Genomic DNA, 26178 nt, shown 5'->3' with positions numbered 1-26178 from the left:
CTCAGTGCCCCAGCCGATCATCCAGCCAGTCGAACATCCGCTGCTCGGTGAGCGCGCGGGCGAGCGGCTGGACATGGAAGTCGGCGCCTTCCGCCTCGGTGAACTTCACGAGGGTCGAGACGCCCGGCGTCAGCGATGCCAGCTGCTCCGACTGGCCCGGCCAGAACTGCTCGTGCTCCGGATCGGTGATGAGCAGTGGAGTGGTGATCCGGCCGGCGACCTCGGTGACGTTGTACTGGAGCACGGCGCGCATCGTCTCGGCGTAGCCGGTGGTGCCGTACGGCCGCGCGCGGAACTTCCAGGTGTACGCGAGCTCGTGCGAGAACTTCATCCCCATCTGCATGTCGCGGTCGAACTTCTCGTCCTGCCCCTCGTCGAGCAGTTTGCGCATGTTCGCGGGGAGGTGCTCGGTCCAGGAGGTCGAGACGTCCACGACGCCCGGGTCGGCGATCGCCGCCGCGAACCGGTGCTCGAAGGCGAGAGCGCGCGGCACCCAGTACCCGGCTTGGCTGATCCCGTAGAGGGCGACGCGGTCGGCGTCGACGCCGTCCTGGCCGCGAACGAAGTCGAGGACGGGCGTGAGGACGGCCTCCCAGTCCGGCCGGAACGGCACGTTCCGCTCGAACAGCATCGACTGCTGCCCCGGCCCGTCGAAGACGAGGGCGTGATAGCCGCGCGCGAGCGCTCCCGAGACCGCCGACGACCACAGGCTGGTGAGCGCCCCGTCGCTGCCGTTCACGACGACCAGCAGTGGGCGGTCGTCGCCGGCCGTGCCCGGCGCGCGGAAGAGGTAACCGGGCAGCCTGGTGTCTTCGTAGGGGATCTCGACGCGCGCGATATCGCGGTCGACGAGGTCCACCCAGCGATCCCACGCAGCCCTGTGCTTGCGGAATGTCGGCAGCAGCTCATCCTCTGTCGGCAACGAAGCGACGGCGTTCAGGGCCGTCGCGTAGTACGAGGCAGCCCGCAGGTACGCGCCGGCGGCACTCACCGCATGACCGGCGGAAGCGGACGCGTCCGCCTGGGCGGCGATCCGGTCGCCGAGGACGAGCCAGGCGCGGAACCAGCCGTCGTGGTCCTTCTCGCCGACCCCCTCGACCGCGGCGAGCACCTCGCCGATGTCGGCTGCACCGCTGAAGGCCTGGCCGATCGTGGTGCGGATCTCGAAGTCGAAGTCGGCATTCCCGGAGAACCGGAACTCATGCGTTCGCGCCATGGCACCAGCCTGGCCGCAGGCGGGCGCGACCGCCAGCCCTCGCGTGGGGCACATGCGGCCGATGGATGCATCGTCTAGTCGATGAGGTCGAGTTCGACCAGGCGGCGCAGCACCTCTCTTCCGGCCGGCGGGCAGCGGTCCGCGTCGGCGCTGGTGGTCCAGTGGATGGAGTCGACCTCGGCAGACGGAGCCGGCTCCTCGTCGGTCGTCGCACGGAACACGCGCATGTGCACCTGACGCCCGTCCGGCTCGCCGTGCGCCTGCGTCCGCACTTCGAAGAGCTCCTCCAGGTCGTCGGGCGCCAGACGGAGCGCCACCTCCTCGAACGCCTCGCGGGCGGCCGCTTCCGCCGCGGTCTCGCCCGCATCCACTTTGCCGCCCGGCATGTAGTAGACGTCGCGACGTCGGGCGGTCACCATGAGCACGGTTCGGTCGCGCACGACCGCGACGGCGGACACGATGAGTGGGGCGGAGGTCACTCCTCCACGCTAGCGAAGGCGGCGGCGGTCGCCGTCACGCGGCCTCGGCCACCTGCTTGAGGTTGCGGAGGCCCCTCTCGAAGTCGCCGCCGACGAGCTTGTCGAGGTTGACGAACCGCGTGTAGAGCTTCTGCGGCGTCTCCATCCGCCAGATCACCCGCGTGGCGTCGCCCTCCGGCTCCAGCACGAACCGCAGCTCGTTCGACGACCGGAAGGGCCGGGTGAAGTCGAGGTGGATGCCCACGCCGGTGTCGTCCACGGCGGTCACCCGCATCGCCCCCGCTCCCGCCTTGCGATTACCAGACCAGGTGTACGTCGAGCCGATCGCGCCCGGCTCCCCCGAGTAGTCGCGCTTCAGGTCCGGGTGCATGTCCTCCCACGGCGACCACTGCGTCCACTCGGGCAGCCGCGAGAGCAGCGGCAGCAGTCGCTGCCTGCCCGCCTGGATGCGTTCGGTGCGTTCGATGACGACGGTTCCGGCCATGCGCCGACCCTAGCGCTCGCTCACCTGCCGGAGGAAGCGTTCCGGTGGACGGCCCGACGTGCCAGGATCGGGGGCGTGACCGGCCGAACGATGCTGCTCGACAGCGCCTCCCTCTACTTCCGCGCGTTCTACGGCGTGCCCGACACGGTGAAGGCGCCCGACGGGACGCCGGTGAACGCGGTCCGCGGCTTCCTCGACATCATCGCGAAGCTGGTGACCGACTACCAGCCCGATGCACTCATCGCCTGCTGGGACGACGACTGGCGGCCGCGCTGGCGGGTCGACCTCATCCCGAGCTACAAGGGCCACCGGGTGGCGCAGTCGGTGCCGGGCGGCGTCGACGTCGAGGAGACGCCGGAGGCCCTCGTGACACAGGTGCCCGTCATCCGCGAGGTGCTCGACGCCGTCGGCATCCCGATCATCGGTGCGGCGGAGCATGAGGCCGACGACGTCATCGGCACCCTCGCGACGACGACTGAGGGGCCCGTGGATGTGGTGACCGGCGACCGCGACCTGTTCCAGCTCGTCGACGACGAGCGCGAGGTCCGCGTCATCTATACCGCTCGCGGCATGAGCAACCTCGAACTCGTCACCGGCGACGTCGTGCAGAGCAAATACGGTGTGCGTGCTGACCAGTATGCCGACTTCGCGGCGATGCGCGGCGACACCTCGGACGGCCTGCCGGGCGTCGCCGGCATCGGCGAGAAGACCGCGGCCGCGCTGCTGTCGGAGTACGGCGACCTCGCCGGGATCATCGCGGCGGCAGAGGATTCCTCCAGCGGCATGAAGCCGGCGGCCCGAGCGCGCTTCGCAGCGGCGGTCGACTACCTGGCGGTCGCACCGCGGGTCGTCGAGGTCGTCCGCGACCTGCCCCTCCCCGAGGTGGATGCGCGACTCACCGCGCCGAGTGACGAGCAGCGCGAGGCGCTCAGCGCCCTCTCCGAGCGGTGGGGGCTGGGCGGTTCGCTCGACCGGCTGCTCACGGCGCTGGAGCGCTGATCGCGTTCACGCCTCCGAGGTGGGCTCCCAGCGCCAGAGCTCCCGCTGGGCGAGCAGCGCCAGCTCGCGCAGCACGTCGAGGTCGGCCTCGCCGTCGGCCTGCTCCCGCGGCGCGCGACCGAACACGCAGAGCGCTCCGATCCGCGTGCCGTCGGGAGCCTCGACCGGATAGCCCGCGTAGTACCGCAGACCCGCCGGTCCCGTGACCAGCGCATTCCCGGCGAAACGCTCGTCCTCGACCGCGTTCGGCACGACCATCCCGTCGGGCGTCTGGATGGTGTGGATGCACGCCGACTGCTCGATCGGGATGGACTCGAGCACCGATCCGGTCGACGCCAGCGGCCACTCCCGCTCGTCGTCGAGCACGGTGAACATCGCGATCTCCGTGCCCAGGGTGCGCTTCGCCGTGCCCACGATGCCCTCCAGCCGGGCGTCCCCGCCGTGGCGGCTCAGCTTGAGGCGCTCGATCGCCTCGACCCGCTCGGCGCCCTCCGTGGTCGGGGCCGTCCGCTCCGCAGCGCACTCCTGCAGCGAGGGCGCCAGTGCATCGACGATCTGCCGAGCCCAGAACAGGTAGTCGCCGGGAGTGCGGTGCCGTCGACCGTCCACACGCGGGGGCGCCGACAGCGCGACGTACAGGCTCCCCGTTTCGGCGCATGCCGCGCGGGCGATCGCGTTCAGGCGCTCCGCGTGTGCCTCGGCCAGCATCCCGGCCGGCGTGTCGTACGGGCGGATCGAGCGGATTGGCTGCGCGCCCAGCCACAGCACGGAGCGGGGGCCGCGCTGGTGCACGTCTGCGAGCAGCCGCCGGAGCCGCCTCCCCCACCGGCGGGGCTCGGCGAACCGGAGCGCGTCGGCGACGGCTGCGCTGAGCACGACGGCGTCGTAGCGGTCGACGCCCGCCGCACCCACCATCCGCTTCAGACGGCGAACTCCCGCCGAGGCATGCGGCACCACATCCACTACCGCACCGCGATCGGTCACGGCGGCGAGTGAGCGGGCGACCGCCCCGGGGAGAGCGAGATCGTGACTGCCGACACCCCAGCCGACCACCGGCCCGGAACCGATCAGCAGGACGCGCAGCGGACGGCGCCCGGCGACGGAGCCCTGGCGTCCGTCGAGCGGACGCACCAGCCGGGAGCGGACGGCGACGACACGCACCAGCCGCGCCCGCCTCGCGAGCCGGCGCGGCAGCGACACTCTCTCGTCGTCCACCTCTCGACCGTATCCCGCGCGCTGCCGGCGGCCGCAATCGGCCGGGCGCGTCCTGTTCGCTGCGCGACGCGCTCGGCGGAAAAGGAGGCGGACGGCCGGCGACACGCCAGCCGGGGTCCGGAAACGGAGGAGGATGCGCGGGCCCGGCCGCGCATCCTCCTCCCGTTCAGCCCGCTACGGCAGGATGTGGCCCGCCGACGTGAACAGCCGGTACCACTCCTCGCGCGTCAGCGGGATCTCGGAGCCGGCCGCCGAGTCGCGCACCCGCTGGTCGTTGGTCGTGCCGAGGACGACCTGCATCCCCGCCGGGTGGCGCGTGATCCACGCGACCGCGATCGCGGTCGGGCTCACGTCGTACTTCTGCGCCAGCTCGTCGATCACGTCGTTGAGCTCGGCGTAGTTCTCGCGGTCGCCGAGGAAGACGCCGTCGAAGAAGCCCTTCTGGAACGGCGACCACGCCTGCAGCACGATGTCGTGGAGGCGGGCGTAGTCGAGGATGCCGTTGTCGCGCGAGATCGACTGGTCGAGGCCCGCCATGTTGGCGGCGACGCCCTGCGCGATCAGCGGGGCATGGGTGATGCTGAGCTGCACCTGGTTGGCGATGAGCGGCTGCGAGAGCGACCGCTGCAGCAGCTCGATCTGGCCCGGCGTCTGGTTCGAGACTCCGAACGCGCGCACCTTGCCCGCGCTCTGCAGCTCGTCGAAGGCGAGCGCGACCTCGTCCGGCTCCACCAGGGTGTCCGGGCGGTGCAGCAGCAGGATGTCGAGGTAGTCGGTCTTCAGCGCCTCCAGCGACTCGTCGACGGAGCGCAGGATGTGCTCGCGCGAGAAGTCGAAGAATCCGTCGCGGATGCCGACCTTGGACTGGATGGCGACCTGGTCGCGCTCGGCGGCAGGGATGGCGCCCGCGTCGCCGAAGCGGCGCTCGCAGCCGTGCCGCTCGGTGCCGTAGATGTCGGCGTGGTCGAACATGGTGATGCCCTCGTCGCGGGCGGTCCGGACCAGCGTGCGGATCTGCTCGTCGTCGAGGGACGAGATGCGCATCAGGCCGAGAACGATGTTGGAGGCGGTGATGTCGGTTCGGGGGAAGGTGAACGTCTTCATGCCTTCCATCTAACCCCGCGTCAACCCCCTGCCTAGCGCGGTTTTCCGCGACTACCGTCGGCGAGGCTAGAGAAGGAGCCCCCGATGACCATGACGCCTGATTTCCACGTCGCCGTCGACGACTTCGCGCAGGAGACGGCGCTGGGTCGCCGTCCGTCCACACGGTCCGGGTACATCGTCCACGCTCTGGGCCGCGACTTCCGGGTCACCGACGAGATGGCGCGTATCTTCCTCAACCAGGTCGAGCGGGTGGCGGCGACCGACGCCTCCGCCCTGGTGGTGCTGCGTCACGAGGCGGGCGTCGAGCTGCTGCTCGTCACCGACGACAACTCGTTCTCCATCCGGACGGTGTAGCCCGATGCGGGTGGCACGCCCGTAGGCTTCGACGCGTGGGTGCGGAGACGGACGACGGCGCCGATCGGGCTGCGGTCGAGCGCATCCGGGCGGCGATCGTCGACGCTGTCGCCACGCTCACCGAGGCCGGGGCTCGCCAGGAGGCGTTGGCGGAGTACGTGCCCGCCCGCCGTCAGTTCCTGATCCAGCGCGAGCCCGTGCTGCGCGGGATCGGAAGCGTGTGGCGTCTCGGCGTCTTCCTGCTGGATGCGGACGGCATCCTGCGGGCCACCGGGACGCTGGTGCGGGCGACGCCTCCGGGGCGGCCGCAGTATCAATCCCGGTCGGCGGAGGAGCGCCGGGCGTTGCGGGCGGCGGCAGCGCGGGGGCGGTTCCGGAACGGTGAGACGGTGAACTTCGACGCGCCGGTCATCCCGCTCGACGCATCCACCCTCCGCGCCTCGACGGGCCCGCTGTTCGTCCGTGACGCTCAACCCCTGGTGCGCTGGAGCCCTGCTGCCGGCGACACGGATGCGCGGGACTTCGGCGCGTACCTGAGCGAGCGGGTGGACCTGCTGGCCCACCCGCCCGAGGGAGCCTGACTCAGACGGCCGGCGAGGCGGTGCCCGAGGTGGAGCCGGAGCCGGCGGAGCCGTTCCCGCTCTTGCCCGTGACCTCGTCGATCTTCGAGGTCGCCTTCTCGGTGACCTTGCTGACGGTCTCGCTGACCTTGTCGCCCACGTCGGAGGCGGCACGCCCGGCGAAGTCCTTGACGTCGCCCTTCACGTGCTGCACGGTGTCCGAGTCGGCGAAGCCGCGCCACTTGCGGCGCATGTCCTCGTACGCACCGCGCCCGGCGCGCGACCCGATGATGAAACCGACGGCGACTCCTGCGGCAAAGGTGATGATCTTCATGGCTCGCACCGTACGCGCGGCTTCGCGACCGCGACAGGGGTCGACGGCGAGTGCACAATGTGACCGTGGCCGGACAGTGGGTGGATGCCAGCACGGCGATCCTGGTCGAGGGCGCCAGTGACCGGGCGGCCGTGCTCGCCGCCGCCCGCATCCTGGGCGTCGACCTCGCGGCCGACGGGGTCGCGGTCGTGCCGATGGGCGGTGCGATGAGCGTCCGCCGGTTCGCCGCGGAGCTCGGCGGGGACGCCGGCCTGCGGCTGCGCGGACTCTGCGACGCCGCCGAACTGCGCTTCTTCCAGCGCGCCGGCCTCGACGACGGCGTCGTGTTCGTCTGCCGGCCTGACCTGGAGGCCGAGCTCGTCCGCGCACTGGGGCATCGACGGACGGAGGACGTGCTCGAGCGGGAGGGCGACCTCCGGCTGTTCCGGATGTTCCAGCAGCAACCGGCTCAGCGCGTGCGGACCCTCGACCAGCAGCTGCACCGGTTCTTCGGCACCACGTCGGGCCGCAAGGAGCACTACGGCGCCGTTCTGACCTCCGCGCTGGGCGCGCACGAGCTGCCCGCGCCGCTCCGCGGCGTGATCGGGGCCGGCCAGTAGGGTGGGCGGATGCCCGAGACGACCGACCCGGCCCTGCTGCAGCGGCTGAAGGACCTGTTCGAGGCCAGGGACCGCGACGACATGGCGCCGACGATCGCCGCGCTGCGTACCGTGCTGGCCGAGCATCCCACCGATCCGCACGTGCTCTACGAGGTCGGCGGCGCCTACGACACCGCCGGCGAGGAGGAGACGGCGGCGGGATACTACGAGCGCGCCCTCGACGCCGGGCTCGCGGGCGACACCCTGCGGCGCTGCCTGCTGCAGTACGGCAGCACGCTGCGGAACCTCGGCCGGTTCGACGAGTCGCTCGCGGTGCTCGACCGGGCGCGGGAGCTGTTCCCCGAGTCGGAGTCCGTGCTGGTGTGGCATGCGCTCTCGCTGCACGCGGCCGGCCGCAGCGACGGCGCGGTTGCGGAGCTGATGGAGCTGGCCGCCGACCGCATCCGCACGCCGGACCTGCTGCGCTATGAGGCGGCGATCCGCGGCAACGCCGAGTACCTGCGATCGCTCGACGCGGAGCGCTGAGCCGGACGGGCTGAGCCGTGTCAGGCCACGTTCAAGGCGCGAGGAGCGCCGCGATGACCAGCAGGGACGGCACGGCGAAGATCGTCGTGAACAGCACGATGTCGCGCGCGACGGGCATCCCGCGTTCGTAGCGCGCCGCGAAGTTGTAGACGTTCTGCGCGGTCGGCAGTGCGGCGAGCGCGACCGCCGCGAACAGCGGCTGTCCCTCCAGCCCGAAGACGAACCGGGCGACCAGGAAGGCGAGCAACGGCATCACCGCCGATTTGAGCGCGACGGCCACGACGATCGGTGTGCGGCCCGTTCCCGCCTCCAACGGCTTCGAGCCGACGAGCGACATCCCGAACGCCATCAGCACCAGTGGCACCGCAGCACCGCCGAGCAGCTCGAACGGCTGGTAGACGGCATTCGGCAGCTGGATCCCGCTCACGTCGACGAGGATGCCGAGCACCGACGCGATGATCATCGGGTTGCGGATCGGCTGGGTCAAGATGGAGCGCACCGACATCGTCCCGCGGCTGGTGGTGTCGAGGATCGTGAGGGCGATCGGCGCGAAGACGATGAGCTGGAGCAGCAGCACGGGCGCGACATAGGACGCACTGCCGAGCACGTACACGGCGACCGGGATGCCGATGTTGTTGGCGTTCACGTATCCCGCGCCCAACGCTCCGATGGTCGTCTCGGGCGCGGGCGAGCGGAAGAACGCGCGAGACAGCGCGACGAAAACGCCGCCCGAGGCGACGGCGGCGATCGCAGCGACGAGCAGCTGGGTCGAGAACACCACCCGCAGGTCCGCGTGAGCGAGCGTGACGAACAGCAGAGCCGGATTCGTCACGAAGAACGCGATCCGGTTCAGCACGTACGGGGCGGTCGGACCGCCGATCCGCAGCCGCCCGGCGACGTAGCCGACGAGGATCACGAAGGCGATGATCCCGAACCCGGTCAGTACGCCGCCCACCGGTCCAGCGTAGGGGAGGGTGCGCCGCCGATCGAGTTGACGCGACGCGCCGTCGCCGCCCGCCGCGCGACGGCGTGTCGCGTCAACCCGTCACGCGCGACCGCGCCGCGACGGCCGCGCCACCCGCACGGCGAGCGCGACCAGGAGCAGCAACAGGGCCGCGGCGAACGCGGTGATCGCGACCGGTGCCGAAACCAGCGAGCCGGTCAGGCGCGAGACGCCGATCCAGGCGAGACCCCACGCCGCCGCGACGGCCGGGGCGAAACGGCCGCCGTCCCATACCGCCAGAATGCAGCCGATGACGGCGAAGACCGCGAGGAGGGCGATCGCCCAGGCATGCGGGTTGCCGCCGAAGCCGTCGAACCCGGCCACCTGCAGCAGCGAGGTGACGTTCGCGACCGTCGCCACCATCACCCAGCCCAGGTACAGGCCCATCACGCCGTCGAGGAGCACCGCGTCGGCGGTCGAGTCGCCGGGGTGTCGACGCAGCACGACGAACGCGGCGATGAGCACGACGAGCAGCGCCACGATCGCGACCACCGAGAGCGCCAGCTGCCCGGCTTGCACGGAGAGGATCCATGCGGCGTTGAGCAGCAGGGAGGCCAGCACCCAGAACCCGGCTCGGCGCTGACGGTCGCGCGCGGCCTGCGACGGCAGCGCCTGCCAGATGGCGTACGCGATCAAGCCGCCGTAGATGACCGACCAGATCGCGAACGCGGGCCCGGCGGGGGCCAGAAGAGTCGCGTCCGCGCTCAAGGCGCCACCCGCGACCTCGGGGATGGGCGTCCCTCCGGCGAAACCGGAACCGACGACCGCACCGATCAGCGCCACCACGGTGCCGGCGATGACGAGGGATTGGCGGACGCGGTCGGCCGGCATGGGCCGCGCGGCGGCGAGCGTGCTCATGCCGGGCACGGTAGTCCTGTCGCCGTCTGCGGTGAAGGGATGCGCCCGGCAGCGCTAGGCCGCCGGCGCGGAAGCGATGACCACGGTGGCGCCCAGGTCGTCGTCGGACTCGATCCGCGGCTCGAGTCCGAACGCCGCGAACAGGGCGGAGGAGACGGCTGCCTGCTCCTCGCCGGCCTCGATCAGCAGCGTCCCGCCCAGGGTAAGCCAGTCCGCTGCCTCGGCGGCGATGCGGCGGTGGATGTCGAGGCCGTCGACGCCGCCGTCGAGCGCCATCCCGGGCTCGTGATCGCGCGCCTCCGGCGGCATGAGGGCGATCGCGTCGGTCGGGACGTAGGGCGCGTTGACGGCCAGCACATCGACGCGCCCGCGGAGCTCGGAAGGAAGCGCCGCGAACAGGTCGCCCTCGAAGACGCGATCGGGAGCGAGGTTGCGCCGGGCGCATTCGACGGCGACCGGGTCCAGGTCCGCGGCGACGATCTCGGCGCCCGGCACGCGGTCGGCGACGACCGCGCCGATCGCGCCGACACCGCAGCACAGGTCGACCACGACGGCGATTCCGGACTTGGCGACCGTGGACGCGGCGAGTTCGGCTGCGCGGCGTGCGAGCAGCTCGGTGCGCCGCCGTGGCACGAAGACCCCCGGGGCGACGTGGAGGCGGAGGCCGCCGAATTCGACCCAGCCGAGCAGCGGCTCCAACGGCTCGCCGGCGACGCGGCGCGACACCAGGGCGTCGAGGTCGGCGGGCGAACCGGCCGCCTCGATCAGCAGGCGCGCCTCGTCTTCGGCGAAGACGCATCCCGCCGCCCGCAGCCGCGCGACGACCGCCTGGTCGGGTTCGCGGTCGGGTTCGGGCACGCGGCAATGCTAGCGGCGGCGCCTGGCCCGCACGCCCGGTGCCCGGGCGCCGGTCAGTACGGGCGCTCGGAGAGCAGCCGCGCCAGGTGGGCGGCGTTCTTCGCGACGACGGCGTTCGCGCTCGCCACAGCCTCCGGAGTCTCGTCGAGATCCTTGTAGTCGACGGTCTGCATCGCCTCGCCGTTCCAGTACGTCGCCCCCTGCGACGGGATGCTGAAGCCGACATCGTTGAGGCCCTGGAAGAGGTCGGCGATGATGCCGTGCGCGCCGTCCTCATTGCCCACGACACCGACGATGCCCACCTTGCCCTCGACGAGCGGGCGACCGGCGTCGTCCGTCTCCGACAGCTCGGCGTCGAGGCGCTCAAGCGCGCGCTGCGCAACGGACGAGAGGTGGCCCATCCACGTCGGCGTGACGATGAGGAGGATGTCGGAGGCGATGATCTGCTCGCGGATGTGCGGCCACTGGTCGCCATCGCCCTCGTCGAGCTCGACCCCGGGCTTGATGTCGTAGTCGACGAGGCGCACCGCGGTTCCGGTCACATCGTGGGTGGCCAGCTCGTCCAGCAGCTGGCGCGCCAGCAGCTGGCTGCTCGATTCGCTCGGCGACGGCTTGAGCGTGCAGACGAGGGCGAGCGCTGTCAACGGTCTGGTCTGATCGGTCATTCCGCGAGTGAACGCGCACACCCGGCGTTCCGCAAGGGCGGCCGCATGTCTTGACCTTTGCCCCGGGTGATCGTATGGATTGGTGATGAAGCGCATCCATTATGCGAGCGGCTCCCTCCTGACCGGAGACGAGATCGCCGACGTCATCGTGCGCTTCGCCGCCGCGCTGGCCAAGAACAACTCCGCCGCCGAAGTGCGCGCACCCGCGGTGCTGGACGGGGGAAGCACCGGGGAGGTGCTGCTGCTGCTCGGCCCGGCCAGCCAGATGCTGGCGGAGGACGCCGAGTTCTCGGGCGCCGAACTGCGCGACGAACCCTTCGTCGAGGAGTTCGAGCACAGGATCGCGGCGCTGGCACCGCAGCGTGCCACCTTCGTGGAGCACGGGACGGACGAGATCCCCGACGTCGACCTCGACCTGCTCTGAACACCGCCCGATACAGAGTCGGACTGGCACAACGCGAAGGGCCGCGTACTATCGGGCAGGAATCGACGACCGGGAGAGGTAAATGCAGGTGTTCCACGTCTACATCGACGACCTGAGATTCACCTTCGTCGACCGCGCGCCGGTCGAGGAGCTGAAGTCCCAGGTCGTTCAGGCGAGCAGGAACGACGGCGACTTCGTCTCCATCTCGCAGTCCAGCAGACCGCCGAGCGAGATCTTCGTCACCGCGCAGACGCGCGTGCGGATCGAGACGGCCACGATCCCGCGCGATCCCGTCGCCTCCGGGGCCACCGCCGGGGAGGACGACGACGACGCGTTCTGGTTCGACTTCGACTCGCTGGCCTGAAGTCAACCGCTTCCCACGGCGTCCTCGACGGGGGATGCTCGTGTCATGCCGCCGACGACGTCCCTCTGGCTCGAGACCTCTCCGCACATCCCGACCGACGCGTTCGAGTGGGACGGGCACTACGACACCATCGTCATCGGCGCCGGCCTGACGGGCCTCGCGACCGCCCTGATGCTGGCTCGCTCGGGGATGCGCGTCCTGGTGCTCGAGGCGCGCACGGTCGGCGCGGTCACCACCGGCAACACGACAGGGAAGGTGAGCCTGCTGCAGGGCACGACGCTCTCCTCCATCCGCCGGCATGCCTCCGAGGCGGTGCTCTGCGCCTACGTCGACGGCAACACGGCGGGCCAGGGCTGGCTGCTCGACTTCCTCGAAGAACAGGCCGTACCCTACGAGACGCGTGACGCCGTCACGTACGCCACAACGCTCGACGGCTTGGACAAGCTGGATGCGGAACTCGCCGCCGCCCGCGTTGCCGGCCTCGACGCCGTGGAGGAGCGCACCACCGAGCTGCCGTTCGCCGTGGAGGGAGCGCTCACCCTCGGCGGCCAGGCGCAGGTGCATCCGCTGAAGGTGCTGGCCGCGCTCGCCGCGGAGTTCCGGCGGCTCGGCGGGCGGATCGTGGAGGGCGAACGGGTCACCGACGTCTCGGCCGCGAAGCCGGCCGTCGTCACCAGCACCTCGGGCACATCCCGCGCCGACCAGGTCATCATCGCGACCGGGACGCCCATCCTCGACCGCGGCCTGTACTTCGCCAAGGTCGAACCGACGCGCTCATACGTCACCGCCTTCCGTGTGCCGGGCGACATCCCGGAGGCCATGTACATCTCCGCCGACTCACCCACCCGCTCCCTCCGCACCGCGACCGCGGCGGACGGTAGCCGTCTGCTGCTCGTCGGCGGCAACGGGCACCCGGCCGGCCGCGCCGACTCCCCGGCCGAGAAGCTCGCCGACCTCACCACGTGGGCCGAGCGCACCTTCCCCGGCGCGCAGCGGACCCACTGGTGGGCAGCGCAGGACTACCGGTCGGCGAACCGCATCCCCTTCGTCGGCTGGCTGCCCCGCGGCCGCGGCCGCATCTATCTGGCCACCGGCTACGACAAGTGGGGGATGACGAACGCCGTCGCCTCCGCACTCAGCCTCACCGCCGACCTGACCGGGGAGACCCTCGAGTGGGCTCGCGTGATGCACCACCGGGTCACCCGGCCGGCCGACATCGCGTCGGGCGTCGCCATGAACGCCGGCGTCGGCAAGGCCGCGGTGACCGAGTGGGCGTCCGCTCAGACGGGCCCGGAGGTCGGCGACGAGCTGGTCGCGGAGGGCACCGGCACCGTCGGCCGCCGCGGTCGCACCCCGGTCGCCGTGTCGACGGTCGACGGGACGACGTGCGCGCTCACCGCGGTCTGCAGCCACCTCGGCGGCGTGGTGCGCTGGAACGACGCCGAACTGTCGTGGGACTGCCCGCTGCACGGCTCGCGTTTCGCGCCGGATGGCACGGTGCTCGAAGGCCCGGCCACCCAGCCGCTCGCCCCGGCTCCCGCCGTCCGGGCGCCGGAGACGACCGTCTGACGGGCGCGTCGCCCGGGATCGCGCGCGGCCGGCCTGCGGCCATTCCGCGACCGGCCCGCCCGGCGAGGCCTAGTCAGGCCGATCGGGCCGGGAGTATGGTCGCCGCATGACGAACCCAGACGACGAGAGCACGCCGCGCCCCGCCGGACCCGCCGGGGCGGGCGAGCCGGTCAGCCCGCCGCCCGCATCCGGTCCGACTCCTCCTCCGCCGCCGCCGCCCAGCCAGGGCATCCCGTCGGCGCCGCCGCCGCCCCCGAGCTCGTACCCGGCCGCAGCGACCGGCCCGTCCACCACCGTCGCGCCGACGTCTCCGCCGAACACCGTCAACATCGCGTTCTGGCTGTATGTCGCCGGCGCCGTGCTGAGCGTGATCAGCGGCATCATCACGATCGCCGTCGTCTCCGGTTCGCGCGCCGACCAAGTGCGCATCATCGAGCAGCAGGGCAGCGACCTCAAAGGCCTCACCGCGCAGCAGGTCGCCGATGCATCCGTCACCTTCCTCGTGACCTGGTCGATCGTCACGCTGATCTTCTGGGCCGTCGTGTTCGTCCTCTTCGCGTACTTCATGCGTCGCGGCGCGAACTGGGCGCGCATCGTCCTCACGGTGCTGACCGTGCTCTCGCTGCTCAACCTGCTGACCGGCTTCGGAACCGGGCTGCTGCAAGTGCTCGCGACGATCGTCGCGGTCGTGCTGATGTGGCTCCGCCCATCCAACGAGTACTTCGGCGCGGTGAAGGCGGCGAAGGGGCCGCGCGTCTGATCGCACCCTGACAGCCGGCGGTGCCGGGCGTACTGTTCCTGCCGAAACGGAAGGAGCGGATATGCCCGGCAACAAGCCCCAGCTGAAAGACCAGGAGCTCTACGAGAAGCTGCGCAAGGAGGGGGACTCCAAGCAGAAGGCGGCTCGCATCTCCAACGCCGCAGCGTCCCGCGGCCGATCCTCGGTCGGCCGGAAGGGCGGCGACTCCGGTTCGTATGAGGACTGGACGGTGCCCGAGCTGAAGAAGCGGGCGAAAGAGCTCGGCCTCAGCGGCTACTCCAAGAAGAACAAGGGCGAGCTCGTGAAGGAGCTCCGCAACCACTGAGTCCCGCGCGTACACTCGCGGCATGGACCTGCGGGATGTGGCCGGCGAGCTGTACTCGGCCGCACCCGGCGATTTCATCGCCCGGCGCAACGCGGCCGCGGCCCAGGCCGACCGCTCGACGGCCAAGCAGATCAAGACCCTGCGCAAGCCGTCGGCGTCGGCGGCCGCGATCAACGCGCTCACCCGGGAGCACCCCGACCTCGTCGGCGACGTGCTGGACATCGGCTCGCGGATGCGGGACGCGTTCGCCTCCCGCGACCGCGCCGAGATCCGCGCGCTCACCCAGGAGCGCCAGCGGCTGCTGCAGCGCGCGACCGACGGACTGGACCTCAGCCCGGCGGTTCAGCGCGAGGTCGAGGAGACCTTGCAGGCGGCCGTCATCGACCCGGCAGCGGCAGCCGCGGTTCGAAGCGGGATGCTGGTCCGCGCCCTCGAGTCGACCGGTCTCGAGCAGGTCGACGTCTCCGACGCCGTCGCGCTGCCGATCGACATCGAGGACTTCCCGGCGCCGAGGGCAGGCCGCCGGAAGGCGCAGAGCCGAGGCGAGGATGCCGACGCCGCCGAAGCGGACGACGAGCCGGCCGAGGAGGAGCACACCGAGTCGCCGAGTGAGCGCCGGGAACGGCAGCGCCGCATCCGGGCCGCCGAGAAGGCAGTCGCGCGCGCCCGCGAAGACGCCGAGGCCCTCGACGACGAGCTCGACGAGACGGTCGACCGGCGCGGCGATCTGGAGGCCGAGCGCGACTCGCTGCAACGACGACTTCAGCGGATCACCGACGACCTGAGCGAGGCGCGTGCCGCCGAGCGCGAGTTGCGCACCCGGATCTCCGACGCGCAACGCGCCGTCCGCGAAGCGGAGAAGGCCCTGCGGGACGCGCGAGACGACTGACGGGGTCAGCCGACCCAGTGCGACAGCAGGTCGTCCCACTCGGCCTGATAGCGGCCGAGACCGAACCGCTCCAGCGCCCACTCGCGCGCGCGTCCGCCCGCCTCCGCCCCGCGACCGGGGTCGTCCACGAACGCGCGGACGGCGTCGTGCAGCTCGGTCAGGTCGGTGGAGATGGCGCCGACCCCAGGTACCACGGCGCGGCGCGCATCCGTCGCATCCAGCGCCACGACCGGGATCCCGGCCGTCATTGACTCGAGCAGCGAGAGCCCCAGCGACGTCCAGCGGTTGGGATGCACGTACACACGCCGACGCCCGACCTCGGTGAACAGCCGAGGCGCCTCGATGTCGCCCGCGGCGACCACCCGGTCGCCGCCGACGCCGAGCGCGTGCGCCAGGTCGTCCACCTGCATGCCGAAGACGTCGACCGGGGCCACAGCGGCGAAACCGCCGAGAAGATCCGAGCCGGTCACCCGCCAGCGCCGCACCGGCTCGTTGATCACGGCAGCGGCGCGCGGAAGCTCGCCGGTGAAGTGGTTGCCGTAGTCGACGACGCCGTGCTCGATCACCCGGGTGCGGGTCGAGCCGGTGTCCCAGAACAGCGCGTTGAAGTGGGTGACGTGGGCGATCAGCAGGTCGTCCCGGTCGGCGAGGGGATGCCGCGAGTTCGGCACGCCCTCCTGGGGCGTGTTGTGCTCGACGAACACGACCGGCACATCCACACCGGGACGCCGGCCCGTGAGCCGTTCGACCAGGTCGAACTCCTCCAGCCGCTGCACCACGACGGCGTCGAACGGAGTGGACGCCAGGTCGGCCTCCGGGACGTCGACGACGTTCGCCGGCCAGTCGCGTGCGCCGACCCCGCCCTCGCCTGCCGCATCCACGGGAAGCAGGTAGGTGTGACGACCGCGCACGAACGCATCCATCCAGCCGCCGTGGACCTGCCAGACGAGCAGCCGCAGAGCGCGGCTCACAGCTGCGACCCGGGGCCGGGGTGGCCCCTCACTTCCAGAGGCCCGGTCTCGGGCGCCGGCCCGTCCTGGTCCTGGCCCGCGGCGACGCCGGCGTGCGTATGCCCGGCCACGCCGTGCGCTGCGGTGTGCGGCTCCTTCGTGGGGCAGAGCTTGCCGCAGTACGAGCAGATGTAGCCGTCGCCGATCCGCGCCTCGCCGTCCAACCGGTACTCCAGCACGTCACCGTCGCTCTCCAGCGCGAACTCCACGTACGCCGGTCGCTCCAGCGACGGGATGGGCACCCGCATCCGCGCGAACGGGCGACGTTCATCATCCAGCGGCACCCACAGCTTGTCCGGAGTCGGCCCGAAGATCGAACCCGCCTTGTCCACCCGCGCCGGCCGATGGTCGTCCCGGACGTGCAGGATGTGGCCGGCGCGCAGCATGTCCCGCGGAAGCACTTGATACAGCTCGGGAACCCCGTAGGCGATCGCGCCCCGGCGCAGCCGCGAGAAGCCCTCCTCCGTGTCGTCGCCCATCACGACGAACGGCGGCGCCTCGGGCGTCCGCAACACGATGGCCGTGCCGCCCGACGGACTGTCGGAGATGAGCTGCAGGATGGCCGTGGCCTCGACGAGCAGACGTTCAGGCATGCGCCACCGACACCAGCTCCGCTTCGCGACGCCCGGGTTCCGCGTCGAACCGCTCCTCGCACACGCGGTCGGCCTCCGCGATCAGGCACTCCGCCAGCCGGCCGACCACCTCGACGTCGGCGACCAGCGCCTCGCCGTCCAGACCGTGACCGGCGGGGCGGCCGCGCAGCAGCCACGCGAAGCGCTCAGGGCGCACACCGTCGAACGGGGCGTGCCGAGGAGCCGGCAGACGGGTCAACTGCCGAGCGATCCACTCGCGTGGGGGAAGGCTCCACCAGGCTGCGGGATCGAGCGGCCGGGCAGGCAGGCCGGGGAGCGGGAGGCCGCTCTCGGTGTCGAAGGGCCCGGCCTCGAGATCGGCCGCATAGCCCGCCGAGTATCGGACGTAGAGCCCGGGCGCCTCGTCGAGAAGGCGCTCGATCTCAGAGAGCTGATAGAGCATGGGAACCTCCGGTCGGGACACCGTCGCGCTGCGGCACGACACGGTACCGGCACTCCATGCGGGTGCGCGACACCAGCTCGAACGCATGCCACGACGGGCGGTCGAGCGAGGGGATGGGGATGTCGATGCGCGCAGGCGCCTCCGCATCGTCGTCCAGGGGCACGAAGACGACGACGTCCGACGCGCCGAAAACCGAAGCCGAACAGGCGAAGCGGGCTTGGGCATAGCGCTCCGACGTCACCACCAGCGCCGGCTCCGACTCCGCCGGGTAGTCGTCGCGCGGCACCTCTCGGTAGGGCTCGCTCAGACCGTGGACGCCCGGCCCGCGCCGCATGCGGACGAAGAGGTCACGTCCGCCGAAGACGTCGAGACGGAGGGAGGACGGGACCACGCCATCCGTCAGGACGGCGACCGGCGTCCGCGCACGCCGCGGCAGCATCATCAACACTGCCGTCGCAGTCATATCGCCCATGCAAGCAAAAGTAAGTCGAGACGCATTCGAAAGCAGGGGATTGACGAACCGCCTGGACCGTGCGGTCAGCCCGGCAGGTGACGCTCGACTTCGTCCTCGGGCATGATCACCATGCCCCCCGTGCGCTGGGAGGTGTGCATCAGCGCTTCGAGCCACTGCGGGTTGATGGCGGGCGGACGGCTGCCGCTGAACTGGAACGCCAGCGGCACTTCGCGGCTGATCCAGAGCGAGACGCGGCCGGAACCCTGTTCGACCGGGACATCCCAGTTCAGCAGGAAGCTCTCGTGGCGGCGAAGCTTGGCGACGATGGCCAGTTTGACGTGGCTGAGCACCCGATCGTCGAGGTCATACTCCTGGCCAGCGCCGTAGACGAGTTTTCCCATGGTCCTCATAGTGCCCTAAGGAGGCATGCAAATCCTGTCGCGTCAGGGGGATTGACACCGGTGCCAGACCGTGGTTAGGGGAGGCGGATCGCTTGTCCGGAGGCCTCCAACCGTTCCTGGAGTTGCGCGATCCTCACATCTTGTACCGGTGTACCGGCGCTTGCCGCGAGCGCTGCCGCCGCGCCTGCGGCCTGGCCGAGCATCATGTACTGCGGCTCCATCCGAACCGACGCGAAAGCGACAGCCGAGGCGGACAGGCAGACCGGTACCAGAAGGTTCGTCGCATCCTCCCGCTTCGGCAGCAGAGCGGAGTACGGGATGCCGTAGACCGGCACGGGGACGGAGAGGTACCCCTCCGTAAAGACGGTTCCGATCGGGTCAGGATGCTCGTACACCCAGCGCCAGACGCGCTGCACCTCGCGGATATCGATGTGGTACGAACCGAGCGCGACCGTGTCCTCCGGCATCCCGCCGGCGAGCAGGTCGTGCTCGGTCAGGATGCGCTCGCCGACCATCCTTCTCGCCTCCCGCACGTAGAGCTGGTGCGGAAGGTGGCCGGTGTCGGCGAACTCGCCGCGCGGCAGTCCCCAGCGCGCCAGCTCGCTCCGGATCGCGGACGGCACCGCAGGGTCGTGCGACAGGAAGTAGAGGAAGCCGCGCGTGTGGTCGACGTGGTGCCGACGGATCTCCTCGCGCCGCTCCGGCGAGGCGTCGGGGTACTCCCACGCCGATCCGTCCAGAACGCTCAACGACACCGGTCCGAGCGAGTTGCCGTCCGCCATCCCGCCCGGCAGGTTCGGTTCGAGCCCCAGCATCCGACCGGCCGTGCGTTCGACGCCCTCCCTCCGATCGCGGGCGAAGAGGCTGCGCCCCAGCTCCCAGTACTCGTCGTCGTAGCCGTCGGGACGATCGAACGGGATGCGGTCGGCGGCAGTCGTGAGGCAGACCCGGAAGCCGTACGACATCACGCCGCCGTCCCCCTCGCCGAGCTGCGCGAGCGGGCGGTCGTGGAGTTGCGGCAGGAGGCGTCCCGCCGTCAGCCCGGTCGGATCGTCGGCGAAGGGCGACACCCACGGCGGCATGTTGTGCATGCCGGGGAGGAGCTCCTGCCTTCCCGCGAACCGCTCGCCGTGCAGGCCGCGGTCCTCGCGCCCGACGCGGTACGGCACGCCCGCCGCCGCGAGCAGGTCGCCCTCGTAACTCGCATCCACGAATACGCCGGCCTGGATGCGGTCGCCGCCGTTCACGGTGAAGGAGCGCAGCTCGCGGCCGTCCCGGCCCTGCGCGGTCTCGACGTCGGTCAGGCGGGCGGCGAAGACCACGTCGACGCCGGCCTCCTCCAGCCACCGCCGGAAGATCGCCTCGGCGACGTGCGGTTCCGGCCCGGCGTAGTGCCCGGGGGTGGTGCCGTAGTGCTCGGCGATGTCGGCTCGGAGGCGTGCGGCCGCGCCGCCGAGAGCGCGGACGTCTCCGACGTCGGTGTAGCCGAGGCCGCCGGAGGTCATGCCGCCGAGGTGCCGGCCGGGCTCGACGAGGACCGTCCGCGCGCCGCACTCGGCCGCCGCGACGGCCGCTGCGACGCCGGCGGAGGTGGCCCCGTAGACCGCCACCTCGAACGCGCTCATGCGAACTGCGGCAGAAGCTGGCCGCCCGTCTCGAAGATGCCCTTCTCGAGAGCCGTCACCAGATCCCACTGGCCGACGAGGGGATGCGCCAGCAGCGCCTTCCGCACCAGCTGACGGTCGCCGGTCACCGCGGCGCGCCCGGCGAGCCGCTCATACGCACTGACGTGCTGGATGAGCCCGAGCAGTTCCGGTGCGACCGGCTCTTGCGGCTGCGGGGTCGCGCCCGACCTATCCACTCGGCACAGGGTCTCGATCACGTCATCGTCCGCGAGACCGGGGATCAGCCCGTCGTTGCGGACGTTCACGACGTGGGTGTCGCCGGTGCCGGCCACGAGAGACGCGAGCAGCGCCGTCGCCGCCTCGCTGTAGAAGGCACCGCCGCGCGCCTCCAGCTGCGGGGGCTTGGTGTCGACGGTCGGGTCGGCGTACAGGGCGAGGAGCTCACGCTCCACGTCGGCCACGACGGTTGCCCGCGGCGTGCCCGCGACCATCTCGGCGACGGTGGCGTCATGCGCGTAGTAGTACTTCAGGTAATAGGAGGGGAGCACACCGAGGTCGCGGATGAGCTCGCCCGGAACGCCTCCGCGGCGGCCCAGGTCGTCCGAACGCTCCGCGATCATGCCGGGCAGCACATCCACACCGTCCACCCGGATGTGGCGCACCCACGACAGGTGGTTGAGGCCGACCGGGTCCACCTCGACCCGGTGCGGCTCGACGCCATGCTCGCGTGCGATCCACCGCTGGACGCCGATCGCGAAGTTGCACAGCCCGATCGCCCGATGGCCGTCGTCGAGCAGGGCCCGCGTGTTGATGCCGACGGGATTCGTGAAGTCGACGATCCACGCGCCCGGGTTGGCGCGCTCCCGAGCCTCGCGTGCGATGTCGAGGACGACTGGGACCGTGCGCAACGCCTTCGCGAGGCCGCCTGCTCCCGTCGTCTCCTGGCCGACGCAGCCGCAGGCGAGGGGGAACAGCTCGTCTTGGAGCCGCGCGCTCTGGCCGCCGACGCGCAATTGGATGAGTACGGCATCCGACCCGTCGATGGCGGCCGTGCGGTCGGTCGTCAACGTGACCGGGACGTCGGCTCCCTGACGGGCGAGCATGCGCCGCACCATGCCGCCGACGATCTCCAGGCGCGGGCCGTCCACGTCCATCAGCCAGAGTTCGTCGACCGTGAGGCGCTCGCGCTCGTTCCACAACCCCGAGACCAGCTCGGGGGTGTAGGTGGAGCCTGCGCCGATGACCGTGACCTTCATCGCGGGTCCTTTCGTGGTTCGGGATGGGGCGTGGGGGTGTCAGGGAGTGCGCGGATGGGGGTCGGTAGGGGCGTCGGTCGACGTCCGGGCCAGAGCCTCGCGAAGAGCGCGGACGAGGCCGTCGACCGGGCGGAACTCCAGCGGTCGCGGGTCGAAGCCGAGGCGGCGGAGGCCCGAGGAGACGGTTCCCCGGAAGCCGGGGTCGGAGAACATGCCTCCGGCGAGGACGGCGGGCGTGCCGGGCGGGACGAGAAGACGCCGCCCGGGCGCATCCCCCGTGGAGGCCGGATCGGCTGCCCAGGCTCTTCTCGCGACGACGGCTGCCAGCGCCACCGCCTCCGCCGCCGCCCGCTCGACGATGCCGGATGCGACCGGGTCGCCCTCGGCCGCGGCGCGGGCGACGACCGAGGCGAGGGAGCCGACCTGGCGCATGGAGACGTCGCCGTCGCGGATCGCCCGGGACAGGGCGACGGTGTCGGCGGCCCCGGTCTCGGTGAGGACCAGCGGCAGCAGCGACGTGGACGGCCCGCGCCCGTCCTCCGCACGAGCCGCCGCGCGGACCGCCTCACGGCCCAGTTCGTCGCCGCCGCCCCAGTCGCCGCTCGGCCAGCCGAGCGCGGGGACCGTCGCGAGCCCGTGCGGTCCGCGGGCGACGGCGTTCAGGCCCGCGCCGCAGACGACGGCGAGGGCGTCGCCGAGCCCGGCACCCGCGTCCAGGACCGCGACCGCGTCGCCGACGACCTCGACCGCCGCGCGCTGGAACAGCTCGGCCAGCGCTGCGCGGTGGCCGCGCTCGTCGCCGGGGAAGTCGAGCCCGGCCACGGCCGCGGAGACGCGGGTGACGGTCGCGGCTGCGATGCCGAGATCGCGGAGGACGGCTGCCACGGCGGACGCCACCGCATGGGGTCCGGCGCCGCTGCCGGGGCCGATGCCGCGGGCTCGCTCCGTCAGTCCGTGCGGGCCGCCCTCCAGCACGACGACCTCCGTCTTCGAGTTGCCGCCGTCGATGGCGACGGACAGCCCGAGGTGCGGTGCGCGATGCGTGTTCGTCAGCGTCGATCCTTTCGCCGCGCCCATCCTGCCGCAAATATGGGATCGTTTCCACTCTGCCGCCGGGGCGCGGCACCGACCATCTCCTCGCGAGATTTGCGCCAAATCGCCTCGGGCACCGCCTACCGACGCCGAGATTCGTGCCGAATGTGCACTATCGGCCCGGCAAAAACGGACATTCGTGCCGAATGTGCGTCGTTCACCTCGACCAGATCGAGATTTGCGCCAAATCGCGGAGATTCTTGCCGAATGTGCGTTATGGACGCGGCATAACGGACATTCGCGGCGAATGTGCGGCCAGAGCAGCGTCGCGCCGCTACAGCGCGCGCGGCGCCGCCGTGGAGCCGCGGGGCAGCACCTGCGCCTCGAGGACGATGGTCTGCGGTTCGGCTGCGGGGTCCTGCAGGCGCCCCAGCAGTCGGTCGAGCGCGGTCTCGCCCAGCGACACCGCATCCTGAGCCACGGCGGTGATGCCCGGGCTCACCATGCTCATCCACTCGGAGTCGTCGAAGGAGACGACGCTGACGTCCTCGGGGATGCGCAGTCCGAGATCGTTGGTGGCCCGCCAGACGCCCTCCGCCAGCAGGTTGTTGGCGGCGAAGATCGCGGTCGGATGGTCGCGGCGGGCCAGGATGTCGATCGCCGACTTGCGGGCGCCGTCCGCATCCCATCCGGTGGAGATCACGAGGGACGGATCGGCGGGGATGCCCGACCCCTCCAGTGAGCTGCGGTAACCGGCGGCCCGCTCGCCACCGGTCGTCCACGTCGTCTCGTCGATGAACAGCGCGATGCGGCGGTGACCGAGGTCGATCAGGTGGTCCGTCATCCGCTTCGCCACGCCCGCGTTGTCGATGATGACCGCGTCGCAGCGGCCGGCGGAGAACTGGCGGTCGGCCTCGATGACGGGGATGTGCTGGCGCATCAGGTAATTGGAGACGTCGCCCGAGAGGGGTGTGACGATCACTCCGGCGACGCGCGTCGCGACGAACGCTCGCGCGGCATCCATCTCGGCCTCGGTGGAGCCCTGGTCGTCGACGAGCATCATCGTGTACCCCTCGCGGCGGGCGCGGGCGGCGATGCCCGCGGCGAGATCCGCGTAGAAGGCGTTGCGCAGGTCGGAGACGAGCACGCCGATCGTGCGGCTGTCCTGCTTGCGCAGGCTGCGAGCCATGGCGTGCGGGACGTACCCGAGCGACTCGGCGGCGGCGAGCACCCGCTCGCGGACCCCCGCGGCGACGTAGCCCTCACCGCTCAGGGCGCGGGAAGTGGTCGACTGCGACACCCCGGCGGCCAGCGCGACATCTTTCAGCGTCGCGCGCCGCTGTGTGCCGTCGGCGTCGTTCTCGATCATCGAACCCTTTCCACGGGCGCCGGAGCGCCGGACGCCCGGCGAATCCACCCTAATGGCCGCCGCGCCGGCCCGCTGCCGTGCCGTCACGGATGCGTCACGGCGCCGCCGCAAGAGCCGCCGACGGGCGTCGCGGAGGGCGCTCCGCCCGTGACGACCGGCGTAACCGGGTGTACCGTTCGCGTCATACAGGCAGTTCCCCCGCCGGCACCGCCCACATAGCCGAGACGGTCCGCATCCCGAGAGGCCGCCCGTGCCCGGGAATGGGCTGGGCTCCGGTTGCAGGCACGCTCGGGAGGACTTATAGTCGCTGCTATGTGGTAACGATGCCACACACCACGCCGACGGAGGCGGGGGACGGATCGAAAGGGTGGCGATGAAGATCACCGAGCTCGATGGCGCAAGGAAGAGGAGCCGGTGATGGCCGTCCTCTCCGATACGTCGCGCAGCAAGACCCGGACGGGCGACGACAAGCCCGCCAAGAAGAAGCGGGGCACCAAGTACAACAGGCGCGAGGCGATCGCGGGTTACCTCTTCATCAGCCCGTGGATCATCGGCTTCCTCGTGTTCACGCTCGGCGCGATGCTGTACAGCCTCTTCATCTCGTTCAGCAACTACAACCTGGCGACCAACAGCGCGACGCCGGCCGGCTTCGACAACTACTCGGAGCTGTTCAACGACCCCAAGGTCGGCCTCTCGCTCGGCAACACACTGTTCTACGCCGTGATGGCGGTGCCGCTGGAGATCATCTTCGCGCTGCTGCTGGCGCTCCTCCTCAACTGGGTGGGCCGCGGCGCCGGCGCGTTCCGCACCATCTACTACCTCCCGAAGATGACCCCGGCGGTCGCCACCGCATCCATCTTCCTGCTGCTCCTCAACGGCAACACCGGAGCGATCAACCGCTTCCTCGCCATCTTCGGCATCGAGGGCCCGCAGTGGCTGATCGACCCGAACTGGGTGAAGCCCTCGATCGTGCTGATGACCCTGTGGGGCGTCAGCGGCACCATGGTGATCTTCCTCGCGGCGCTCAAGAACGTCCCCCGCGACCTCTACGAGGTGGCGTCCCTCGACGGCGCCGGCCCCATCCGCAAGTTCTTCACCATCACCATCCCGATGATCTCCCCGGCGATCTTCTTCAACGTGGTGGTGCTGACGATCGCGGCCCTCCAGGTGTTCGACCAGGCCTACCTGCTGTTCTGGCGAGACCAGACGAACGCCTCCCCCGACTCGTCGTTGTTCTACGGCGTGTACCTCTTCCAGCAGGCCTTCCGCCAGTTCAACTTCGGCTTTGCCGCGGCGATGGCGTGGCTGCTGTTCGTGATCATCCTCATCATCACGCTCATCCAGGTGAAGGTCAGCAACCGCCTCGTCTACTACGAAGGAGACAAGTGATGTCCTCCGCGACCCAGTCCACTGCCGCCGCGGCCCTGGCCCCGCTCGCCTCCGAGCTGGAAGCCGCCCAGCTGCAAGGCAGCTCCTCCAACGGACGCGGCGACAAGCCCGCCGGCGGCCGCTGGTACAAGCCGAGGACGATCATCGGGAAGACGGTCCTCTGGATCGTCGCCATCGCCTTCGCGCTGCTCTTCCTGTACCCGTTCGCCTGGCTCCTCGCCGCCAGCCTCAAGCCGCGGCAGGAGGTGTTCGACAACTCCCTGTGGCCGAAGACGTTCACGCCGCAGAACTACGTGGAGGTGTGGAACCAGCTGCCGCTGCTCTCGTGGATCGGCAACAGCGTCGTCATCGCCGTCCTCGCCGCCGGCCTGGTCGCCATCTCGAGCTCGATCGTCGCGTTCGGGTTCGCGTACTTCAAGTTCCCCGGCCGGACGCTGCTGTTCGGCCTGGTGCTGGCGACGATGATGCTGCCCGGCGCCGTCACGATGGTGCCGCAGTACCTGATCTGGAAGAACCTGGGCCTGATCGGCACGTGGCTCCCGCTGTTCGGTATGAACCTGTTCGGCTCCGCGTTCTACATCTTCCTGCAGCGGCAGTTCTTCATGGGGCTCCCGCGTGAGCTGTTCGAGGCCGCACGGCTCGACGGCGCGAGCTACTGGAAGCTGTTCACGAAGATCGCGATGCCGCTCAGCATCCCGTCGTTCATCATCATCTTCCTGTTCGAGTTCCAGGCCAGCTGGAACAACCTGCAGGCGGCGCTGATCTACCTGAACGCGGGAGGCGTCGAGGGCTTCACCGTGCCGCTCGGCATCTCGTACGCGATGACCACATTCAGCCCGACCAACGGCGGCCACGGCGACTACCAGTACGTGATGGTGGCCGCGCTGATCGTGACGCTGCCCATGCTGCTGCTGTTCGGCTTCGGCCAGCGGTACTTCATCGAAGGCGTGGCAACGCAGGGCCGCAAGGGCTGACCCATCCCGGACACCGGGCGCGGTTGGACATCGTCCACCGCGCCCGGTA

General features: G+C 70.9%; 32 protein-coding genes. 13 read left to right on the top strand and 19 right to left on the bottom strand.

The annotated features are described in order from the left end of the window. Position 1: 1 nt before the first annotated feature. From ACF1AJ_RS14390 to ACF1AJ_RS14380, 3 genes are all read right to left on the bottom strand, one after another. Positions 2 to 1216, bottom strand: coding sequence for an alpha/beta hydrolase family protein (locus tag ACF1AJ_RS14390; protein ID WP_391507948.1), 1215 nt, complete (start codon positions 1214 to 1216; stop codon positions 2 to 4). 74 nt (positions 1217 to 1290) lie between these two features. Beyond that, complete coding sequence (locus tag ACF1AJ_RS14385) at positions 1291 to 1695, bottom strand: NUDIX domain-containing protein (protein ID WP_391507947.1); 405 nt, start codon at positions 1693 to 1695, stop codon at positions 1291 to 1293. A 34-nt stretch (positions 1696 to 1729) separates the two neighbouring features. Continuing rightward, on the bottom strand, positions 1730 to 2179 hold the full coding sequence (locus ACF1AJ_RS14380; RefSeq protein WP_391507946.1) for an SRPBCC family protein: 450 nt from the start codon (positions 2177 to 2179) through the stop codon (positions 1730 to 1732). Positions 2180 to 2269: 90 nt separating this feature from the next. Here ACF1AJ_RS14380 and ACF1AJ_RS14375 point away from each other — a divergent pair, with 90 nt between their 5' ends. Then, positions 2270 to 3178 carry a 5'-3' exonuclease H3TH domain-containing protein gene (locus ACF1AJ_RS14375; protein ID WP_391508770.1) on the top strand — a complete coding sequence of 303 codons (909 nt, stop codon included), beginning with the start codon at positions 2270 to 2272 and terminating at the stop codon, positions 3176 to 3178. Positions 3179 to 3184: 6 nt separating this feature from the next. Here ACF1AJ_RS14375 and ACF1AJ_RS14370 read toward each other — a convergent pair whose 3' ends face one another. Both ACF1AJ_RS14370 and ACF1AJ_RS14365 read right to left on the bottom strand, forming a co-directional pair. Continuing rightward, positions 3185 to 4393: a GDSL-type esterase/lipase family protein gene (locus ACF1AJ_RS14370; protein WP_391507945.1), complete on the bottom strand. Its 1209-nt coding sequence runs from the start codon at positions 4391 to 4393 to the stop codon at positions 3185 to 3187. Positions 4394 to 4567: 174 nt separating this feature from the next. Then, positions 4568 to 5497, bottom strand: coding sequence for an aldo/keto reductase family oxidoreductase (locus ACF1AJ_RS14365; RefSeq protein WP_391507944.1), 930 nt, complete (start codon positions 5495 to 5497; stop codon positions 4568 to 4570). A gap of 84 nt (positions 5498 to 5581) precedes the next feature. On the opposite strand from ACF1AJ_RS14365, the gene ACF1AJ_RS14360 reads away from it, so the two are divergent. Both ACF1AJ_RS14360 and ACF1AJ_RS14355 read left to right on the top strand, forming a co-directional pair. Beyond that, a complete protein-coding gene (locus tag ACF1AJ_RS14360) occupies positions 5582 to 5851 on the top strand; it encodes a TetR family transcriptional regulator (RefSeq protein WP_309855198.1) in 270 nt (89 codons plus the stop codon). Between the two features lie 35 nt (positions 5852 to 5886). Then, positions 5887 to 6432, top strand: a complete 546-nt coding sequence (locus tag ACF1AJ_RS14355) for a hypothetical protein (protein ID WP_391507943.1) — start codon at positions 5887 to 5889, stop codon at positions 6430 to 6432. 1 nt (position 6433) lies between these two features. Here the strand turns inward: ACF1AJ_RS14355 and ACF1AJ_RS14350 are convergent, their stop codons facing one another. Next, positions 6434 to 6745 carry a hypothetical protein gene (locus tag ACF1AJ_RS14350; protein WP_391507942.1) on the bottom strand — a complete coding sequence of 104 codons (312 nt, stop codon included), beginning with the start codon at positions 6743 to 6745 and terminating at the stop codon, positions 6434 to 6436. A 65-nt stretch (positions 6746 to 6810) separates the two neighbouring features. Between ACF1AJ_RS14350 and ACF1AJ_RS14345 the strand changes: the two genes are divergently transcribed. Both ACF1AJ_RS14345 and ACF1AJ_RS14340 read left to right on the top strand, forming a co-directional pair. Then, complete coding sequence (locus ACF1AJ_RS14345) at positions 6811 to 7344, top strand: TOPRIM nucleotidyl transferase/hydrolase domain-containing protein (protein ID WP_391507941.1); 534 nt, start codon at positions 6811 to 6813, stop codon at positions 7342 to 7344. 9 nt (positions 7345 to 7353) lie between these two features. Continuing rightward, a complete protein-coding gene (locus tag ACF1AJ_RS14340; protein WP_391507940.1) occupies positions 7354 to 7869 on the top strand; it encodes a tetratricopeptide repeat protein in 516 nt (171 codons plus the stop codon). Positions 7870 to 7900: 31 nt separating this feature from the next. Here ACF1AJ_RS14340 and ACF1AJ_RS14335 read toward each other — a convergent pair whose 3' ends face one another. The 4 genes from ACF1AJ_RS14335 to ACF1AJ_RS14320 form a co-directional block, all read right to left on the bottom strand. Next, positions 7901 to 8824, bottom strand: a complete 924-nt coding sequence (locus ACF1AJ_RS14335) for an AEC family transporter (RefSeq protein ID WP_391507939.1) — start codon at positions 8822 to 8824, stop codon at positions 7901 to 7903. Positions 8825 to 8914: 90 nt separating this feature from the next. After that, positions 8915 to 9730, bottom strand: a complete 816-nt coding sequence (locus ACF1AJ_RS14330) for a tryptophan-rich sensory protein (protein ID WP_391507938.1) — start codon at positions 9728 to 9730, stop codon at positions 8915 to 8917. Between the two features lie 54 nt (positions 9731 to 9784). Next, positions 9785 to 10588 carry a putative protein N(5)-glutamine methyltransferase gene (locus ACF1AJ_RS14325; protein WP_391507937.1) on the bottom strand — a complete coding sequence of 268 codons (804 nt, stop codon included), beginning with the start codon at positions 10586 to 10588 and terminating at the stop codon, positions 9785 to 9787. A gap of 53 nt (positions 10589 to 10641) precedes the next feature. Continuing rightward, a complete protein-coding gene (locus tag ACF1AJ_RS14320) occupies positions 10642 to 11253 on the bottom strand; it encodes an NAD(P)H-dependent oxidoreductase (RefSeq protein WP_309855209.1) in 612 nt (203 codons plus the stop codon). Between the two features lie 85 nt (positions 11254 to 11338). Between ACF1AJ_RS14320 and ACF1AJ_RS14315 the strand changes: the two genes are divergently transcribed. The 6 genes from ACF1AJ_RS14315 to ACF1AJ_RS14290 all read left to right on the top strand — a co-directional run bounded on the left by ACF1AJ_RS14315 (position 11339) and on the right by ACF1AJ_RS14290 (position 15584). Then, complete coding sequence (locus ACF1AJ_RS14315; RefSeq protein ID WP_391507936.1) at positions 11339 to 11677, top strand: hypothetical protein; 339 nt, start codon at positions 11339 to 11341, stop codon at positions 11675 to 11677. An 82-nt stretch (positions 11678 to 11759) separates the two neighbouring features. Then, positions 11760 to 12041 (top strand): hypothetical protein, encoded by a 282-nt coding sequence (locus tag ACF1AJ_RS14310; protein WP_391507935.1) that lies wholly within the window; start codon positions 11760 to 11762, stop codon positions 12039 to 12041. 45 nt (positions 12042 to 12086) lie between these two features. Beyond that, positions 12087 to 13610 (top strand): FAD-dependent oxidoreductase, encoded by a 1524-nt coding sequence (locus ACF1AJ_RS14305; protein WP_391507934.1) that lies wholly within the window; start codon positions 12087 to 12089, stop codon positions 13608 to 13610. 106 nt (positions 13611 to 13716) lie between these two features. Next, a complete protein-coding gene (locus ACF1AJ_RS14300) occupies positions 13717 to 14370 on the top strand; it encodes a hypothetical protein (protein ID WP_391507933.1) in 654 nt (217 codons plus the stop codon). Between the two features lie 61 nt (positions 14371 to 14431). Further along, positions 14432 to 14695 carry a Rho termination factor N-terminal domain-containing protein gene (locus tag ACF1AJ_RS14295; protein WP_018192707.1) on the top strand — a complete coding sequence of 88 codons (264 nt, stop codon included), beginning with the start codon at positions 14432 to 14434 and terminating at the stop codon, positions 14693 to 14695. 22 nt (positions 14696 to 14717) lie between these two features. Then, positions 14718 to 15584: a hypothetical protein gene (locus ACF1AJ_RS14290; protein ID WP_391507932.1), complete on the top strand. Its 867-nt coding sequence runs from the start codon at positions 14718 to 14720 to the stop codon at positions 15582 to 15584. 5 nt (positions 15585 to 15589) lie between these two features. Here the strand turns inward: ACF1AJ_RS14290 and ACF1AJ_RS14285 are convergent, their stop codons facing one another. From ACF1AJ_RS14285 to ACF1AJ_RS14245, 9 genes are all read right to left on the bottom strand, one after another. Then, the gene (locus ACF1AJ_RS14285; protein WP_391507931.1) at positions 15590 to 16555 is read right to left on the bottom strand and encodes a glycosyltransferase; all 966 of its coding nucleotides are present in this window, start codon (positions 16553 to 16555) and stop codon (positions 15590 to 15592) included. Continuing rightward, positions 16552 to 17187, bottom strand: coding sequence for a hypothetical protein (locus tag ACF1AJ_RS14280; RefSeq protein ID WP_391507930.1), 636 nt, complete (start codon positions 17185 to 17187; stop codon positions 16552 to 16554). Before ACF1AJ_RS14280 ends, ACF1AJ_RS14285 begins: the two co-directional genes overlap by 4 nt. Further along, a complete protein-coding gene (locus ACF1AJ_RS14275; protein ID WP_391507929.1) occupies positions 17180 to 17629 on the bottom strand; it encodes a DUF6098 family protein in 450 nt (149 codons plus the stop codon). The genes ACF1AJ_RS14280 and ACF1AJ_RS14275 overlap by 8 nt, the downstream gene beginning before the upstream one ends. After that, the gene (locus tag ACF1AJ_RS14270; RefSeq protein WP_391507928.1) at positions 17610 to 18092 is read right to left on the bottom strand and encodes a hypothetical protein; all 483 of its coding nucleotides are present in this window, start codon (positions 18090 to 18092) and stop codon (positions 17610 to 17612) included. Before ACF1AJ_RS14270 ends, ACF1AJ_RS14275 begins: the two co-directional genes overlap by 20 nt. Before the next feature lie 74 nt (positions 18093 to 18166). Continuing rightward, on the bottom strand, positions 18167 to 18484 hold the full coding sequence (locus tag ACF1AJ_RS14265) for a hypothetical protein (RefSeq protein WP_391507927.1): 318 nt from the start codon (positions 18482 to 18484) through the stop codon (positions 18167 to 18169). 74 nt (positions 18485 to 18558) lie between these two features. Next, positions 18559 to 20109, bottom strand: a complete 1551-nt coding sequence (locus ACF1AJ_RS14260) for an FAD-dependent oxidoreductase (RefSeq protein ID WP_391507926.1) — start codon at positions 20107 to 20109, stop codon at positions 18559 to 18561. Continuing rightward, positions 20106 to 21365, bottom strand: coding sequence for a 6-phospho-beta-glucosidase (locus tag ACF1AJ_RS14255; protein ID WP_391507925.1), 1260 nt, complete (start codon positions 21363 to 21365; stop codon positions 20106 to 20108). Before ACF1AJ_RS14255 ends, ACF1AJ_RS14260 begins: the two co-directional genes overlap by 4 nt. A 39-nt stretch (positions 21366 to 21404) precedes the next feature. Then, positions 21405 to 22442 carry a BadF/BadG/BcrA/BcrD ATPase family protein gene (locus ACF1AJ_RS14250; protein WP_391507924.1) on the bottom strand — a complete coding sequence of 346 codons (1038 nt, stop codon included), beginning with the start codon at positions 22440 to 22442 and terminating at the stop codon, positions 21405 to 21407. Positions 22443 to 22731: 289 nt separating this feature from the next. After that, positions 22732 to 23766, bottom strand: coding sequence for a LacI family DNA-binding transcriptional regulator (locus tag ACF1AJ_RS14245; protein ID WP_018192717.1), 1035 nt, complete (start codon positions 23764 to 23766; stop codon positions 22732 to 22734). 417 nt (positions 23767 to 24183) lie between these two features. On the opposite strand from ACF1AJ_RS14245, the gene ACF1AJ_RS14240 reads away from it, so the two are divergent. Further along, positions 24184 to 25155, top strand: a complete 972-nt coding sequence (locus ACF1AJ_RS14240) for a carbohydrate ABC transporter permease (protein WP_391507923.1) — start codon at positions 24184 to 24186, stop codon at positions 25153 to 25155. After that, positions 25155 to 26129: a carbohydrate ABC transporter permease gene (locus tag ACF1AJ_RS14235; RefSeq protein ID WP_391507922.1), complete on the top strand. Its 975-nt coding sequence runs from the start codon at positions 25155 to 25157 to the stop codon at positions 26127 to 26129. The genes ACF1AJ_RS14240 and ACF1AJ_RS14235 overlap by 1 nt, the downstream gene beginning before the upstream one ends. Positions 26130 to 26178: the final 49 nt, after the last annotated feature.

The sequence above is a fragment of the Leifsonia sp. NPDC014704 genome (assembly GCF_043083605.1).
GTDB lineage: Bacteria > Actinomycetota > Actinomycetes > Actinomycetales > Microbacteriaceae > Leifsonia.
The sequence above is the reverse complement of the archived record's forward strand: the minus strand, read 5'-3'. Positions and strand labels throughout refer to the sequence as shown.

Excerpts from the sequence above, each read along its gene's own strand:
- ACF1AJ_RS14275 (WP_391507929.1), bottom strand. The coding sequence starts at position 17,629 with ATGCTCTATCAGCTCTCTGAGATCGAGCGCCTTCTCGACGAGGCGCCC.
- ACF1AJ_RS14360 (WP_309855198.1), top strand. The coding sequence starts at position 5,582 with ATGACCATGACGCCTGATTTCCACGTCGCCGTCGACGACTTCGCGCAG.
- ACF1AJ_RS14365 (WP_391507944.1), bottom strand. The coding sequence starts at position 5,497 with ATGAAGACGTTCACCTTCCCCCGAACCGACATCACCGCCTCCAACATC.
- ACF1AJ_RS14280 (WP_391507930.1), bottom strand. The coding sequence starts at position 17,187 with ATGCCTGAACGTCTGCTCGTCGAGGCCACGGCCATCCTGCAGCTCATC.
- ACF1AJ_RS14315 (WP_391507936.1), top strand. The coding sequence starts at position 11,339 with ATGAAGCGCATCCATTATGCGAGCGGCTCCCTCCTGACCGGAGACGAG.
- ACF1AJ_RS14265 (WP_391507927.1), bottom strand. The coding sequence starts at position 18,484 with ATGGGAAAACTCGTCTACGGCGCTGGCCAGGAGTATGACCTCGACGAT.
- ACF1AJ_RS14375 (WP_391508770.1), top strand. The coding sequence starts at position 2,270 with ATGCTGCTCGACAGCGCCTCCCTCTACTTCCGCGCGTTCTACGGCGTG.
- ACF1AJ_RS14240 (WP_391507923.1), top strand. The coding sequence starts at position 24,184 with ATGGCCGTCCTCTCCGATACGTCGCGCAGCAAGACCCGGACGGGCGAC.
- ACF1AJ_RS14350 (WP_391507942.1), bottom strand. The coding sequence starts at position 6,745 with ATGAAGATCATCACCTTTGCCGCAGGAGTCGCCGTCGGTTTCATCATC.
- ACF1AJ_RS14300 (WP_391507933.1), top strand. The coding sequence starts at position 13,717 with ATGACGAACCCAGACGACGAGAGCACGCCGCGCCCCGCCGGACCCGCC.
- ACF1AJ_RS14340 (WP_391507940.1), top strand. The coding sequence starts at position 7,354 with ATGCCCGAGACGACCGACCCGGCCCTGCTGCAGCGGCTGAAGGACCTG.
- ACF1AJ_RS14235 (WP_391507922.1), top strand. The coding sequence starts at position 25,155 with ATGTCCTCCGCGACCCAGTCCACTGCCGCCGCGGCCCTGGCCCCGCTC.
- ACF1AJ_RS14260 (WP_391507926.1), bottom strand. The coding sequence starts at position 20,109 with ATGAGCGCGTTCGAGGTGGCGGTCTACGGGGCCACCTCCGCCGGCGTC.
- ACF1AJ_RS14380 (WP_391507946.1), bottom strand. The coding sequence starts at position 2,179 with ATGGCCGGAACCGTCGTCATCGAACGCACCGAACGCATCCAGGCGGGC.
- ACF1AJ_RS14290 (WP_391507932.1), top strand. The coding sequence starts at position 14,718 with ATGGACCTGCGGGATGTGGCCGGCGAGCTGTACTCGGCCGCACCCGGC.
- ACF1AJ_RS14255 (WP_391507925.1), bottom strand. The coding sequence starts at position 21,365 with ATGAAGGTCACGGTCATCGGCGCAGGCTCCACCTACACCCCCGAGCTG.
- ACF1AJ_RS14270 (WP_391507928.1), bottom strand. The coding sequence starts at position 18,092 with ATGACTGCGACGGCAGTGTTGATGATGCTGCCGCGGCGTGCGCGGACG.
- ACF1AJ_RS14320 (WP_309855209.1), bottom strand. The coding sequence starts at position 11,253 with ATGACCGATCAGACCAGACCGTTGACAGCGCTCGCCCTCGTCTGCACG.
- ACF1AJ_RS14390 (WP_391507948.1), bottom strand. The coding sequence starts at position 1,216 with ATGGCGCGAACGCATGAGTTCCGGTTCTCCGGGAATGCCGACTTCGAC.
- ACF1AJ_RS14295 (WP_018192707.1), top strand. The coding sequence starts at position 14,432 with ATGCCCGGCAACAAGCCCCAGCTGAAAGACCAGGAGCTCTACGAGAAG.
- ACF1AJ_RS14245 (WP_018192717.1), bottom strand. The coding sequence starts at position 23,766 with ATGATCGAGAACGACGCCGACGGCACACAGCGGCGCGCGACGCTGAAA.
- ACF1AJ_RS14310 (WP_391507935.1), top strand. The coding sequence starts at position 11,760 with ATGCAGGTGTTCCACGTCTACATCGACGACCTGAGATTCACCTTCGTC.
- ACF1AJ_RS14305 (WP_391507934.1), top strand. The coding sequence starts at position 12,087 with ATGCCGCCGACGACGTCCCTCTGGCTCGAGACCTCTCCGCACATCCCG.
- ACF1AJ_RS14250 (WP_391507924.1), bottom strand. The coding sequence starts at position 22,442 with ATGGGCGCGGCGAAAGGATCGACGCTGACGAACACGCATCGCGCACCG.
- ACF1AJ_RS14330 (WP_391507938.1), bottom strand. The coding sequence starts at position 9,730 with ATGAGCACGCTCGCCGCCGCGCGGCCCATGCCGGCCGACCGCGTCCGC.